Raw genomic sequence first — 14,315 nt, forward strand, 5'->3', positions numbered from 1 at the left:
GGTTGGGCGCTGACTGCGCCTCTGATCAAAAAGTGCGCAATTCTAGCGATGGTCGAGGCGCTTGACCAGCTTTATGCAGGGGAAATACGACGAGCGCTGGGCTATGCTTGATCCCGTTATGCCCGGTTGTTTTCATCCGGCGTTAGTTGAGGTCGTAGTGGTAATAAAAACCCCTGGGTTACATGGCAAACTGCACAACTTCAGACAATAGCGCTTGTATAACCTTGCGCTTTCTATATAAGAAGCCCCGGTCTTGGTAGTAGGAGTCATTGATGGGTCAGGCAAGTAGTCAGGCAGCGGGTGGCGAGCACTCCGGGGCCAAGCCTCTGGGGATGTTGGTGGCGGCGGTCGGGGTGGTGTACGGCGATATCGGTACCAGTCCGCTCTATACCCTCAAAGAGGTGTTTTCCGGCAGTTATGGGGTCCAGGTCAATCACGATGGCGTGTTCGGCATCCTGGCTCTGATCTTCTGGTCATTGGTCTGGGTCGTTTCGATCAAGTACGTGCTGTTTATCCTGCGCGCGGATAACCAGGGCGAGGGCGGAATCATGGCCTTGACCGCGCTGGCTCGGCGTGCGGCGGGATCCTATCCACGCTTGCGTTCGGTGTTGGTGATTCTCGGCCTGATCGGTGCCGCATTGTTCTATGGCGACAGCATGATCACCCCGGCGATTTCGGTGTTGTCGGCGGTGGAAGGGCTTGAGCTGGCGTTCAGTGGCCTGGAGCACTGGGTCGTGCCGCTGGCACTGGTGGTGCTGGTGGCGTTGTTCCTGATCCAGAAGCACGGTACCGATCGTATCGGCAAGCTGTTCGGTCCAGTCATGGTGCTGTGGTTCGTGATCCTGGGCGTACTGGGCGCACGCGGCATTCTCCAGCACCCGGAAGTGCTGCAGGCACTGAACCCGGTATGGGGCGTGCGTTTCTTCATAGTGCATCCGGGCATGGGCGTGGCGATCCTCGGCGCGGTGGTCCTGGCGTTGACCGGTGCCGAGGCTCTGTACGCCGACATGGGGCACTTTGGGCGCAAGCCCATCGCTCGTGCCTGGTTCGCCCTGGTGCTGCCGGCGCTGGTGCTTAACTACTTCGGCCAGGGTGCGTTGCTCCTTGAAAACCCAGATGCGGCGCGTAACCCGTTCTACCTGCTGGCGCCGGGCTGGGCCCTGATTCCACTGGTGGTTCTGTCGACCCTGGCTACGGTGATCGCCTCCCAGGCGGTGATTTCCGGGGCCTTCTCCCTGACCCGGCAGGCTATTCAGCTGGGCTACATTCCGCGCATGTACATTCAGCACACCTCCAGTGCCGAGCAGGGGCAGATTTATATTGGTGCAGTGAACTGGGCGCTGATGGTTGGGGTGATTCTGCTGGTGCTGGGCTTCGAGTCCTCCGGTGCCCTGGCTTCGGCCTACGGTGTGGCAGTGACCGGAACCATGCTGATCACCAGTATCCTGGTGGCCGCCGTGATGCTGCTGCTTTGGAAGTGGCCACCGGTGCTGGCGGTGCCGGTGGTGGTGGGCTTCTTGTTGGTGGATGGGCTGTTTTTCGCCGCCAACGTACCGAAGATCCTCCAGGGCGGTGCTTTCCCGGTACTGGCGGGGATAGTGCTGTTCATCCTCATGACCACCTGGAAGCGCGGTAAGGAGCTGCTGGTGGATCGTCTGGACGAAGGTGGCCTGCCCCTGCCGATCTTCATTGGCAGCATCCGTGTCCAGCCTCCGCATCGGGTCCAGGGCACTGCTGTATTCCTCACTGCGCGTCCGGATGCCGTGCCTCACGCCTTGTTGCACAACCTGCTGCATAACCAGGTACTGCATGAACAAGTGGTGCTGCTGACGGTGGTCTATGAGGACATTCCACGAGTGCCCGCGCAGCGGCGTTTTGAGGTGGATTCCTATGGTGAAGGCTTCTTCCGGGTGATCCTGCACTTCGGCTTTACCGATGAGCCGGATGTGCCGCAAGCCCTGAAGCTGTGCCACCTGGATGAACTGGACTTCAGCCCGATGCGCACCACCTATTTCCTCAGCCGCGAGACGGTGATCGCCTCCAAGCTCGAAGGCATGGCTCGTTGGCGCGAAGCGCTGTTCGCCTTCATGTTGAAGAACGCCAACGGCAACCTGCGCTTCTTCAAGCTACCGGTTAACCGGGTGATCGAGTTGGGAACCCAGGTCGAGATTTAAGCGAGTAAACCCAAAGCCCCCGCATTGCGGGGGCTTTTTTGTGCCTGGAGTATTCGTCGCTAGGTTTGCTGCAGGCGAAAAAAAGCCCTCGCAGGGAGGGCTTCAATCTTGCAGCAGTATCCGGTTTGCCGGAGTTCAAGGCCGCCTGAGCTTGGCTCCAGGCTGTGATCAGTTACTGGGGCTGTCTTTGGCCTGACGTTTCTCGATGGCATCCACCAGGCGCTTGGCCAGTGCCGGGTAGTTTTCATCAAAGTGATGGCCGCCAGGCAGCTTCATGGCTTCGCCGACTGCAGTCTTGTCGGTGCAACCGCTCTCGTCGACTTCTTCCACGCCATAGATGCACACCACTTTTGCAGGCGGCAGCTTGGCCATTTCCGGGCCGGTAGCGGCTTCTTTGCCAGCATTGCCCAGCCAGCCTTCGACTTCGATTTCGAAGCTGCCAGTGCGGGCGAAGGCCAGCAGGATAATGGCGTCGATGCGTTGCTGTTCGGCTTCCGGCAGGCGGTTGTAGATGGCCGGCAGGACGTCGGCGCCGAAGGAGTATCCGGTCAGTACGAAGCGCTTGGTACCCCATTTCTGCCGGTAGTGCTGCATCAGCTCGGTGAGGTCGATGGCGCTTTGTTCCGGGCTTTTGTGCTGCCAGTAGTAGCGCAGTGTGTCGATGCCCACCACCGGATAGCCGATCTTGGCCATTTCACCGGCTACGTCGCGGTCCAGGTCACGCCAGCCGCCATCGCCCGAGAGGAACAGGGTCACTGTGTCCTTGGTCTGGCCGGCCGGGACTTCCACCACGGGAATGCTCAGGCCGCCGTTTTCCGAACCTACCAGCAGCTTGCGCAGCTCGTTGTTCAGTACTTGAGGCAGGTGGATGTCGTAGTCGCTGATGCTGGTGGTGGCATTGGGGGTGTCACGCACGAATCCAGCACTTTCATCATCTGGGTTGTCGTTCCAGGCCACCAGCCAATGGCCGTGGGCCAGGGTCTTGGGCAATGGGGCGGTGCATCCAGGTACCGGGTTGATGGTGAAACCCACCGATATGGCTTGGGCCTGATCGTCGTTCTGGCTGGCGATCCAGCGCCAGGCCAGTGCCGCGCCTGGGCCAATGCCGCTGACCAGGGTCGCTGGACCCGCTAACTGGGGCAGGGCACTTTGCAGGGCTTGCTCCTGCAGTTTGCAATCATCCTTGGGCAGGATCACCTGAACGATCTGTGCCGCGCCGCTGCGGCTCAGGGTCAGCAGCTGTTTGTCGGTCAGGGTCGAGTCAGGCAGCACCGCCACCACTACCCGGGCCTTGGCCTTGGTGCCTGGGGTCACGCGAGTCAGGGTCGAGCCGTCGGCCTGGGGCAATTGTTCCAGAGTCGGTTCGGGTGCGGGGCGATTCCACCACCAGTAACCACCACCCGCAATCAGAGCCAGCACCACCACTGTGGCCAGCAGATACCGCCAAGAGCGTTGAATCATTAGCGTTTCACCAATCCAGTCAAGCCACCCGCAATCAGGGCGGCAGTGTCGGCCAGCGCTACCAGCGGGTCCAGCCCGGCCGGTACGGCCATGTAACGGGGTTCCCAGTCAGGCTGGAACTTGTCTTTGAAGCGGCGCAAGCCTTGGAAGTTATACAGTTGCTCGCCGCGGCGGAAAACCATCGAGCCGAGGCGTTGGGTCAGTGGTGCTCCACGGCGTGGTTGCAGCCCGGAGAGTGGCACCATACCCAGGCTGAAGCGGGCATATCCATGATTTTTATAATGCTGGATCAGGCCGACCATCATGAACTCCATGGTCAGCTTTGGGGCGTCCGGGTGCGCGCGCATCAAGTCGAGGCTGGCCAGTTCATGGCTGTAGGTCTCGAGCAGGTTGGCGAAGGCCACTGGGCGTCCTTCAAAATGAATGATCGCGATGCGGAAGTGCTTGAGGTAATTGTCGCTGAAACGTCCCAGGGAGAAGCCTTTCTCCCGGACATTCTTACCGGTCAGCCAGGCATCGGAAATCACCCGCAACTCGTCCATCGGCGCCTGACCGGGCTCGTGGATCTCCAGCGACAGCCCATCGCGGCTCCCACGGTTCCAGGTGTAGCGCAGGTCCTTCATCTCTTTGCCCTTGGCTTCGAGATCAAAGCGCTTGAGGTCGACTCGGGCTTCTTCCCCGAGCTTGATTGCGGTCAGGCCTATGTCCATGTAGTAGGGCAGGTTCTCTGCCCTTACCTGATAGAACACCGGGCGAGCATGGTGCACATCACACAGGTCGCGGAACTGCCAGATCATTTCGGCGCGCTGCTGAGTCGGGCCGATCGGGTCATACAACGCTACCAGGCTGCGCCCGCGGCGGGCATACATGAGGAATGCGTCGTCGTTGGGGTGGAACAGCAGGGCCTTGTCGCCAGTCAGTGCGAGGCCGCCGTCGGGCTGGGACGAGGCCATGAGAATCTGCGCCGCCTTGTCCAGTTCTTCGCTGGTAGGCAGATGGATCACCGGGCGTGCGGTACGCAACAGCCAGGTCAGGGATACCACTACCAGCAGTACCGCTGCTCCTAGCAACGAGCGCAGGCCGCGTGGTGCGTCGGCATCCAGGGTGAACTGCCACCACAACTGGTGACTGTAGGGAACGTCCTGATAGGCGAACAACAGCAGCCAGATGGAGGCGCCGAGCACGCAGACACTGGCCACCAGGTACAGCGGCGAGAAGGGCAACTCGGTCAGGCGGCTAGGGCGATAGAACGAGCGCCGAAAGACCGCCAGCAGGCTGGCAGTCAAGGTCATCAGGCAGGCCTCTTCCCAGTCGAACCCTTTGAGCAGGGAGAGCAGGGCGCCCACCAGCAACAGAATGGTGGTGAGCATCCAGGCGGCCGACAAGCGCCGGCGCAGGCCTTGGGCCAGCAGCAGGCAGAGCACGCCGATCAGGCTGGCGCCAAAGTGCGAGGCGTCTACCAGCCGATGGGGGATCAGGAAGCCGATGTGCTGTAGACGAGTATCGATTTCCGGAGTGGCGCCGGAGAACAGCAGAACCACGCCAGAGAGGAATACCAGTACTGCGAGGATCGGTGCGGCCAGGCCGGAAGCCACCCTTAGAGACTGGCGGGTCTGGAACAGGCGCTGGGCTTCATTGATCAGCAGCAAGACGCAGGCCACCAGCATTGGCAGCACCACGTAGATCAGGCGATACAGCAGCAGGGCCGCGGCCAGTGGCGCGGCGCCAAGCTTGTCGGCGAACGCTGCCAGCAGGATGGCTTCGAACACCCCGACACCACCGGGTACGTGACTGAGTACTCCGGCAGCCAGGGCCAGCAGGTATATCAGCATGAAGGCGCCGAAAGGCGGTGCTTCGGGCAGCAGCAGATAGAGCACAGTGGCGGCTGCGGCGACGTCCAGGGCGGTGATGATCAGTTGCAGGAAGGTCAGGCGTCGCCCTGGCAGGCGCAGGGTACGGCGTCCGACCCGGACCAGCAGGTTGTCACGCAGTGGCTGCTCCGGCAGGCGTCGGCGATAGATGCCGATAGCCAGTACCGCGCCCAGCAGCAACACGGCGATCGCAATGCCCGCCAACAGGCTTTCGGGCAGGCGCAGCGCCGTCGAGGCTGCGGGTAGATTGCTCAAGGTCGCCAAGGCGGCCAGAGGCGGTAGTGCGCACCCCAGGGAGAGGCTGGCAAATAGGCTCATGTGGGCGACATCAGAGGCCCCCAACCCGTGGCGTGCATAAAGACGATAGCGCACCGAACCGCCGGATAGCAGCGATAGGCCGATGGCGTTGCCGATGGCGAAGGCAGTGAAGCCACCCAGCGCCAGGGTGCGGCCGGGCAGGTTGACCCCGGCATAGCGGCTGGCGGACCACTCGTAACCCAGCAGAATGATAAAGCCGACGATGGTCGCACCTAGGGCACCGAGCAGCGCAGGCTTGGGCACCTCAAGGATCGAATCGTGCAGGGCGTAGAAATCCAACTCGCTGAGCAGGTGTCGGCAAGCGATCAGGGCAATGGCAAACAGCAGCAGCGTTACAGCCAGGCCGATGGGTTGGCGGTATTTGCTCAACAGGTCCAGCCAGCGCAAGCGAGTGACTGTAATAGGTTGAGTTACTGTAGCGGTGTCGGTGTCTTGTGAATCAGACGTGTTGGCGCGCATCAATCACCTCGTGGATTGTGCGCGACAGGATGGAGGTATCCAGCCAAGTTACCAATCCCTGTAGAAAAAATAATTTCAAATATTAACGCGTCTCACCGTGGCCCGGCGACCCTGCGCGATCGACACGGGGTGGTTGCTCGAGACAGAGCATAGCTCGCATCTTGAAGGTGACGAAGTGTTACTAAAGGTTCGCAACACTTTGGCAGATCATTGTTGCGAAAGGACTTTTTCAGCGGATACAAAAAAGGCCACTCTTTCGAGTAGCCTTTTTTGATGTTTGGTTGCGGGAGCCGGATTTGAACCGACGACCTTCGGGTTATGAGCCCGACGAGCTACCAGACTGCTCCATCCCGCGTCTGTGTGGCGGCATTCTACAGGCGAACGACTGAGTGTCAACTGTTAATCGCCCAATAGGTCAAATAAATGTCGAATGACCTGTTTTGCCTTTTAAGTCATGGACAGATAAGGAGTTTTACCTGCATCCCCATCGAGGCTTGGTCGAACAAAATCGGCACGCACAAAAAAGGCCACTCTTTCGAGTAGCCTTTTTTGATGTTTGGTTGCGGGAGCCGGATTTGAACCGACGACCTTCGGGTTATGAGCCCGACGAGCTACCAGACTGCTCCATCCCGCGTCTGTGTGGCCGAATTCTACAGCGTTGCGGGACCCTGTCAATCACTAAATTTTAAAAAATGCTTCCGGTTCAATTGCTTAGCGTCTGAAAATGTCCAATTGATCAGGTGTTGCCCTAGGTAGAACGTGGCTTGCAGCGCTATTGGAGGGTTTTTGAGTCGTGGGCAAATAAATTCGGCTGAACCCCATGGCTACTGATACAGGGATGCAAGGTACTGGTGCTATATACAGGTGTCGGTGGATACTTGCCTTCTGTCTTCATTTTGACTTCTGCCTTTCATGATCTCCTCCTTTATATGATGCAGCGCAAAATCATCCACATTGACTGTGATTGTTTCTACGCGGCCATCGAAATGCGTGATGACCCACAGCTGGCCAGTAAACCGCTGGCGGTGGGTGGGTCCGCGGATCGGCGGGGGGTGATTGCTACCTGCAATTATGAGGCGCGGGCTTATGGCGTACGCTCGGCGATGTCGTCACGGCACGCACTGGGCCTTTGCCCGGACCTGGTGATCGTCAAACCACGAATGGATGCTTATCGCGAGGCGTCGAAAGAGATTCACACGATCTTTCGTGATTACACCGATCTGATCGAGCCGTTGTCCCTGGACGAAGCCTACCTGGATGTCTCCGAAAGCCCGAGTTTTGCTGGCAGCGCCACGCGTATTGCTCAGGACATCCGTCGTCGAGTCTCCAATCAGCTGCATATCACTGTGTCAGCGGGTGTGGCGCCGAACAAGTTCCTGGCCAAGATTGCCAGTGACTGGAAAAAGCCCAACGGGCTGTTCGTGATCACTCCGGACCAGGTGGAGGATTTTGTCTCGGAGCTGCCGGTGAGCAAGTTGCATGGTGTGGGCAAGGTCACGGCGGACAAGCTGGGGCGTCTGGGTATTGTCAGCTGTCTGCAACTACGGGACTGGAACAAGCTGGCTTTGGTGCGCGAGTTCGGTAGTTTTGGCGAGCGCCTGTGGGGGCTGGCCCGGGGTATTGATGATCGGCCGGTGCAGAATGACAGCCGGCGGCAATCCATCAGTGTGGAGAATACCTACGACGTGGACCTTCCGGACCTGGACAGCTGTCTGCAAAAGTTGCCGGAGCTGATGGAAACGCTGGCGGGCCGCATTGCCCGAATCGACAGCAGTTACCGGCCGGGCAAGCCGTTTGTCAAAGTGAAGTTCCACGACTTCACCCAGACCACTTTGGAGCAGGCCGGCGCGGGGCGAGATTTGGAGAGTTATCGGCAGTTGCTGACCCAGGCCTTCAAGCGCGGTGGCAAGCCGGTGCGGCTTCTGGGAATTGGTGTGCGTCTGCAGGATCTGCGCGGTGGGCACGAACAGCTGGAGCTGTTCCAGGGAGTGTAGGGGGCGTTTGTCAGCGAGCCAGGCGCCGCGGTTTGCCCGGGGCGCCACAATCGCTGGTTAAGGAGGATCAGTTCCTGCCTGGATCCGCCACCAGTCGGCCGGCGTTCTTGGTCAGAGACTTGAGAAACTCGTTTTGCAGTTCCGGATCATTGCGCGTCAGCTCGATCAGGCTCTGCTCCAGCTCGCTGGCTTCTTCTTCAAGGCCCAGTTCCGATAGACGTTTGACCCGGTGTACCCATTGGCTCACTTCGTCATCTTCAAGGTCGTCGTAGATCAGTGCGTGAGCTTCCAGCAGTTTGCTCCGCAAGCTGCTGCTGATGCTCAGGGATGAGTCCGAGTGCACCTCGTCCTGAGCGTCCTCGACACTGATCTGCAACTTGCCGATGTGGTTCAGATCCTGTTCGGAGAACGGGTTGTCCAGCAGGTTCAAGCGCAGCACGCCATTGCGATCGGTGCTCAGCTCGTAGGTTTCCTTGCCGGCCTTGACCTGCACCGGACGCTCGCTCCACGGCAGGCTCGAATATTCCAAGCGCTTGTCGCGCTGGACTTCATCAATCGCTGCCAGGTTCTGCTGGGCGCGGCCGTGGGACGGCATGTTCATGAATGGGTTGAGTCCGGAGACGCCGTAGCTGATCCAGTCCTTGGTGACACTGTCCGGCAGGTTGCCCAGGGCGAACACATTGACCACGTTAGCGCCGATGCCGGCCACCAGTGCCACCGCTCCCAGCGGGATCTCGTAGATCTCCCGCCAGGGTTGGTAGGGTGTATAGCGATCGTAGCGGCGGGTAACTTCGAATTCGGTGACTTCGAAGGTCTTCTGCTCGTGGATGCGTACCTGGCGTTGCGGCAGCTCAAGCACCTTAGGCTCACCGACATCGATCTGCAGGCTGTGGTCGAGCAGTTTGCGCTCGACCCGTTCCTCGTGCTCGCTGCGTTGTGACATCTGGTTGGCGCAGCCGCTGACCAGCAGGGCGCCGCACAAGGCGGCGCCACCGAGGCTTAAGGTGTTTCGCTTGAACATGTCTTCTCTATCTGGTTTCAGCGACGGATACGAGCTTGGATGAAGGACAGTACGTCGGCCACCGGCAGCGCTTGCGCCTCGGCTTCGGTACGGCTCTTGTATTCCAGGTTGCCTTCGGCGAGGCCGCGGTCGCTGACCACGATCCGGTGGGGAATGCCGATCAGCTCCATGTCCGCGAACTTGATACCCGGGCTGGTCTTCTTGTCGCGATCGTCCAGCAGCACTTCGAAACCGGCGGCGGTGAGTTCCGCGTAGAGTTTGTCGGTGGCTTCGCGAACCTGTTCGGTTTCGTAGCGCAGTGGCACCAGGGCGATTTGGAATGGCGCCAGGGTGTCGCTCCAAATGATCCCGTTCTGGTCGTTGTTCTGCTCGATGGCAGCAGCCACCACGCGGGACACGCCAATGCCGTAGCAACCCATTTCCAGGGTTACCGGCTTGCCGTTCTCGCCCAGCACTTCGCACTTCATCGCCTTGCTGTACTTGTTGCCCAGCTGGAAAATGTGTCCGACTTCGATGCCGCGCTTGATTTCCAGGGTGCCTTTGCCGTCCGGGCTCGGGTCGCCGGCTACCACGTTGCGCAGGTCAGCGACGGTCGGAACGGGCAGGTCACGCTCCCAGTTCACGCCGAAGTAGTGCTTGTCGTCGATATTGGCGCCGACGCCGAAGTCGCTCATCAGCTCCACTGAACGGTCGATGATGATCGGCAGCGGCAGGTTCACCGGGCCCAGGGAGCCGGCACCAGCGCCGATGGCGTCACGCAGTTCGGCTTCGGAGGCCATGACCAGCGGGCTGGCTACGCCTGGCTGGTTGGCTGCCTTGATTTCGTTCAGCTCGTGGTCGCCGCGAATGATCAGGGCGATCAGCTTGCCGGCTTCTTCGGCATGCACCACCAGGGTCTTGACGGTCTTTTCGATCGGCAGGTTGTAGCCTTCAACCAACTGAGCAATGGTTTTCGCGTCAGGAGTGTCCACCAGGCGCATTGCTTCGCTCGCAGCCGGGCGCGAGGTCTCACGAGGTACGGCTTCGGCTTTCTCGATGTTGGCTGCGTAGTCGGAGCCGTTGCTGAAGACGATGTCGTCCTCGCCGGAGTCGGCCAGTACGTGGAATTCGTGGGAGCCGGCGCCGCCGATCGAGCCGTTGTCAGCCTCTACCGGGCGGAATTTCAGGCCCAGGCGGCTGAATACGTTGCAGTAGGCCTGGTGCATACGGTCGTAAGTGACTTGCAGCGAAGCCTGGTCGGTATGGAAGGAGTAGGCGTCCTTCATGATGAATTCGCGGCCGCGCATCAAGCCGAAGCGTGGGCGGATTTCATCGCGGAATTTGGTCTGGATCTGGTACAGGTTGATCGGCAGTTGCTTATAACTGCTCAACTCGTTGCGCATCAGATCGGTGATCACCTCTTCATGGGTCGGGCCGGCGCAGAAGTCGCGACCATGACGATCCTTGAAGCGCAGCAACTCGGGGCCGTACTCTTCCCAGCGCCCAGACTCTTGCCACAACTCAGCCGGCTGAGTGCTCGGCATCAACACTTCAAGCGAGCCGGCAGCGTTCATTTCTTCACGAACGATGGCTTCGACCTTGCGCATTACCCGCAGGCCCATCGGGAGCCAGGTGTACAGGCCTGAGGCCAGTTTACGGATCATGCCGGCGCGCAGCATCAGTTGATGGCTGATCACGACCGCATCGGAAGGCGTTTCTTTCTGTGTGGCGAGCAAAAATTGACTGGTGCGCATGGGAGGCCGTTGTCGGTTGCTGAAGACTAGAAATGACGGAGCATTGTACGGGCGACTTCCGCTGGCGTACAGGATTGCGGCCGGGGGAAGCGGGGGAGGCCGATAAAACGCCGCAACCCCCGGGAATTTCTAGGGTTCTTCGCTGACAGCGGTGCTGTTGGCGGTCGGCTCCGGCTCAGGTTTCGGCCTGGCGCGACGACTTTCCTGGTACCAGTGCAAGGCGATCAGGATCAGGGTTGGAATCCCGAGTATGGCGGTGATGAGGAAGAAGTCGTGATAGCCGAACTTCTCTACCATAACCCCGGAATAACCGCCGATCAGCCGTGGCAGCAGCAGCATGATGGAGCTGAGCAGCGCATATTGGGTGGCCGAGAACTTGAGGTTGGTCAGGCTCGACAGGTAGGCGACGAAGGCCGAGGTGGCCATGCCTGAGCTGAAGTTGTCCAGGGAAATGGTGACAATCAGCATTTCCAGATTGGGCCCCATGTCGGCAAGCATGAGGAACAGCAGGTTGGTGGCTGCGGAAGCTGCGCCACCGATGAAGAGGATTGGCAGGATGCCGAAACGCACAATCAGCAGGCCGCCCATGCCTGCCCCAAGCAAGGTCATGATCAGGCCGAAAATCTTGCTGACACCGGCGATCTGATCCTTGGTGAAACCCTGGTCGATGTAGAACACGTTGGCCATTACCCCCATGACCGTGTCCGACATGCGATAGGTTGCGATCAGCCCCAACAGCAGGAAGGCTTGCCAGCGATACCGCAGGATGAAATCGTTGACCGGGGTCAGCACTGGCGCCAGCCCCCTGCGGCCCATGGCGGACAGGCACAAGGCGCTGAGGGTGATATAGAGAATCGCCCGCAGGAACGCCCGGTCCTCCAATAGCAAGTCCAGCAGGCTCATGCCGTTGAAGATCACGCTGGCGAAGTCAGTGTTGTACAACTGGGTGAAGGTAGCGGGCACCGACACCAACAGCACGATCAGCACGAATACTGAGATCAGTTGGTGGGCAAAGCTGTAGCGCCCTGCGGACAGCTGGGTGCGCAGCGGTACCGAGGGTTCACGCATCAGCAGGGTGGTGATCAGGGCCGGGATCATCAGTACCCCGAACAGCACGTAGGTGCCGGTCCAGGCCGAGTGCTTGTAGCTGAAACCGGTTGAGCCGAAGCCTTCGGCAAAGAACAGTGCGCCAGCAGTGGCCAGAAGTACCGCGACCCTATAGCCGGACATATAACTGGCGGCCAGGGCGGCCTGGCGGCTGTCGTCGGCGATTTCCAGGCGATAGGCGTCGATAGCGATGTCTTGAGTGGCCGAGGCAAAGGCCACGATCACCGCAATAGCGATCAGCCAGGAGAGGTGCTTTTGCGGGTCGCAGAAACCCATGCCGATCAGGCCGAAAATCACCAGGGTCTGTGCCAGTACCAGCCAGGAGCGTCGTCGACCGAGCTTGCCCAGCAGCGGCAGGCGCCATTGGTCGAGCAGGGGCGACCATACCCATTTGAAGGCATACGCCAAGCCGATCAGGCTGGCATAGCCGATGGTTTCGCGCGCTACACCGGCCTCGCGCAACCACACCGAAAGAGTCGAGAACACCAGCATGTAAGGCATGCCGGCGGCGAAACCAAGCAGCAACAGCACGAGCGTCGAGGGGCTGGCATAGGCGGCAAGTGCGGCGCGCCAGGTTTTACGGGGCATGGGCTGGAGTCTGCCTCAGGTTGCGGAAACAAAGCGCGCACTCTAACCGCTGTGCTCTACCGGGCGCCAGCCATGGCGCTGAATATCCACGCGATTGTTCAGGATAGAGACACCTTCGTCACGCAGTCTGGCGCGCTGTTCATCGCCTGACGGGCTGCCAGCGGGCAGGCTGATGCGACCGCCGGCGCCCAGTACCCGGTGCCAAGGCAGAACGGTCTCCGCCGGCAGTTGGCTGAGGGTGCGTCCGACCCAGCGGGCGGCTCTTCCGAGACCGGCCATCTGCGCCAGTTGGCCGTAGCTTACGACCTTGCCTGGAGGAACTAGGGCCAGGGTCAGGTAGAGCGCCGTGCGTCGGATTTGCGCGGGGCTTTGTGGGTCTTCGCCGTGTTCGGTCACATTCGCGGTTCCAGATAGTAGAAGGGACGCTGGTCAGTTGTGATGGTGAAGTCTGGATGAGTATTGAACTCACTCTCAATACCCAGGTCAGTCCTGACTAAGGCATGTTCAGCAGGAATAATGCCGTTTTTTCGCAAGATCGAGTCCGTATTTGCCTATGTTGTCCAGAACTCTGTTGTGTTTCGCGGCGCTCAGCGCTTCCCTGCCGTCACTGGCCGATACTGTCTGGTTAAAGAATGGCGATCGCCTGAGTGGCAAGATTAAAGTCTTCGATGGTGGCAAGTTGTTGATCCAGACCGACTACGGTGGTGCCATTTCGATCGATTGGAAGCAGGTCAAGACCCTGGAGAGCGACCAGGAACTGTTGGTCAAGCAGGACGCCTATGTGGGAGAAAAGGCCAAGTCGCTGCGACCGGCGGAGGATGGCAAGGTCGTGTTGGCTAATGGCGAGGCACCCAAGGCAGTCGAACTGGCGAGTATCCAGCAGATCATGAAGCCCAGGCCGTTGGTGGAGGACATGATCTGGAAGGGTAATGTCGACGTGGCCATGGACTATAAGCGCGCGGAAAAGGATACCGATGACTATGACATCGACTTCAGGACTTCTGCTCGGCATGGTGCCTGGCGTCACCATGCCCTGGGTGAGTACAACCGCGAGTTTCAGGATCATGTGGTGACCACTGACAACTGGCGCGCCGAATACGCCTTGGACCGCTTCATTACTGAGCAGTGGTTCTGGGAGGGTCGTCTGACCTACAAGCGCGACAAGGTTGAGGATCTGGCGCGGCAACGGGTGGTGGGTACGGGTCCTGGTTACCAGTTCTGGGACGATGAGTTGGGTGCGTTCTCCCTGGGCTCACTGTTCAACCGCACAGATTACGAGTACGCCGATGGCGGCAAGGACAACTTCTATTCCCTGGCCATGAAGTGGGACTACAACCGCTATCTGATAGGTAAGCGGGTGGAGTTCTTCACCAATGGCGAGGTGGGTCGGCCGCTGTCTGGAGTGGCTGATTACGCTCTGGATGCAGAAATGGGCCTGCGCTACAAGGTTACCGACTGGGCTTCGTTGAATCTCAAGGCGGAGAAAGACCTGATTCGCGGCACCGAAGACAGTGATCTGGACAGGACTCGCTATACGCTGGGTTTTGGCGTGACCTGGTAGGCCGGGGCGGCCCTGGCGCATTCGAGAG

9 protein-coding genes and 2 tRNA genes are annotated in these 14,315 nt (G+C 59.8%); 3 read left to right on the plus strand and 8 right to left on the minus strand.

Features of this window, described 5'->3' with window-relative positions:
* The first annotated feature begins 332 nt into the window (after positions 1–332).
* Positions 333–2,174, plus strand: a complete 1,842-nt coding sequence (locus GV818_RS26360; protein ID WP_372242125.1) for a potassium transporter Kup — start codon at positions 333–335, stop codon at positions 2,172–2,174.
* 168 nt (positions 2,175–2,342) lie between these two features.
* Here GV818_RS26360 and GV818_RS26365 read toward each other — a convergent pair whose 3' ends face one another.
* From GV818_RS26365 to GV818_RS26380, 4 genes are all read right to left on the minus strand, one after another.
* Positions 2,343–3,635: a virulence factor family protein gene (locus tag GV818_RS26365; RefSeq protein WP_161777927.1), complete on the minus strand. Its 1,293-nt coding sequence runs from the start codon at positions 3,633–3,635 to the stop codon at positions 2,343–2,345.
* A complete protein-coding gene (mprF, locus tag GV818_RS26370) occupies positions 3,635–6,283 on the minus strand; it encodes a bifunctional lysylphosphatidylglycerol flippase/synthetase MprF (protein ID WP_161777928.1) in 2,649 nt (882 codons plus the stop codon). The genes GV818_RS26365 and mprF overlap by 1 nt, the downstream gene beginning before the upstream one ends.
* Positions 6,284–6,561: 278 nt before the next feature.
* Positions 6,562–6,638: transfer RNA gene (locus GV818_RS26375), tRNA-Met, on the minus strand.
* A 202-nt stretch (positions 6,639–6,840) separates the two neighbouring features.
* A tRNA-Met gene (locus GV818_RS26380) sits at positions 6,841–6,917 on the minus strand.
* Positions 6,918–7,212: 295 nt separating this feature from the next.
* On the opposite strand from GV818_RS26380, the gene dinB reads away from it, so the two are divergent.
* Complete coding sequence (gene dinB / locus GV818_RS26385; protein ID WP_161777929.1) at positions 7,213–8,277, plus strand: DNA polymerase IV; 1,065 nt, start codon at positions 7,213–7,215, stop codon at positions 8,275–8,277.
* Between the two features lie 67 nt (positions 8,278–8,344).
* On the opposite strand, the gene GV818_RS26390 is transcribed toward dinB, so the two are convergent.
* The 4 genes from GV818_RS26390 to GV818_RS26405 form a co-directional block, all read right to left on the minus strand.
* Entirely contained in the window at positions 8,345–9,298 is a 954-nt protein-coding gene (locus tag GV818_RS26390) for a hypothetical protein (protein WP_161759510.1), read from the minus strand.
* A 17-nt stretch (positions 9,299–9,315) separates the two neighbouring features.
* Entirely contained in the window at positions 9,316–11,031 is a 1,716-nt protein-coding gene (locus GV818_RS26395) for a proline--tRNA ligase (protein WP_161759509.1), read from the minus strand.
* Positions 11,032–11,160: 129 nt separating this feature from the next.
* A complete protein-coding gene (locus tag GV818_RS26400) occupies positions 11,161–12,726 on the minus strand; it encodes an AmpG family muropeptide MFS transporter (RefSeq protein ID WP_161759508.1) in 1,566 nt (521 codons plus the stop codon).
* A 42-nt stretch (positions 12,727–12,768) separates the two neighbouring features.
* Complete coding sequence (locus GV818_RS26405) at positions 12,769–13,122, minus strand: MGMT family protein (protein ID WP_161759507.1); 354 nt, start codon at positions 13,120–13,122, stop codon at positions 12,769–12,771.
* Between the two features lie 157 nt (positions 13,123–13,279).
* Here GV818_RS26405 and GV818_RS26410 point away from each other — a divergent pair, with 157 nt between their 5' ends.
* Positions 13,280–14,287, plus strand: coding sequence for a DUF481 domain-containing protein (locus GV818_RS26410; RefSeq protein ID WP_161777930.1), 1,008 nt, complete (start codon positions 13,280–13,282; stop codon positions 14,285–14,287).
* The last annotated feature ends 28 nt before the right edge of the window (positions 14,288–14,315 follow it).

This window comes from Pseudomonas sp. Fl4BN1, from assembly GCF_009908285.1.
Lineage (GTDB): Bacteria > Pseudomonadota > Gammaproteobacteria > Pseudomonadales > Pseudomonadaceae > Aquipseudomonas.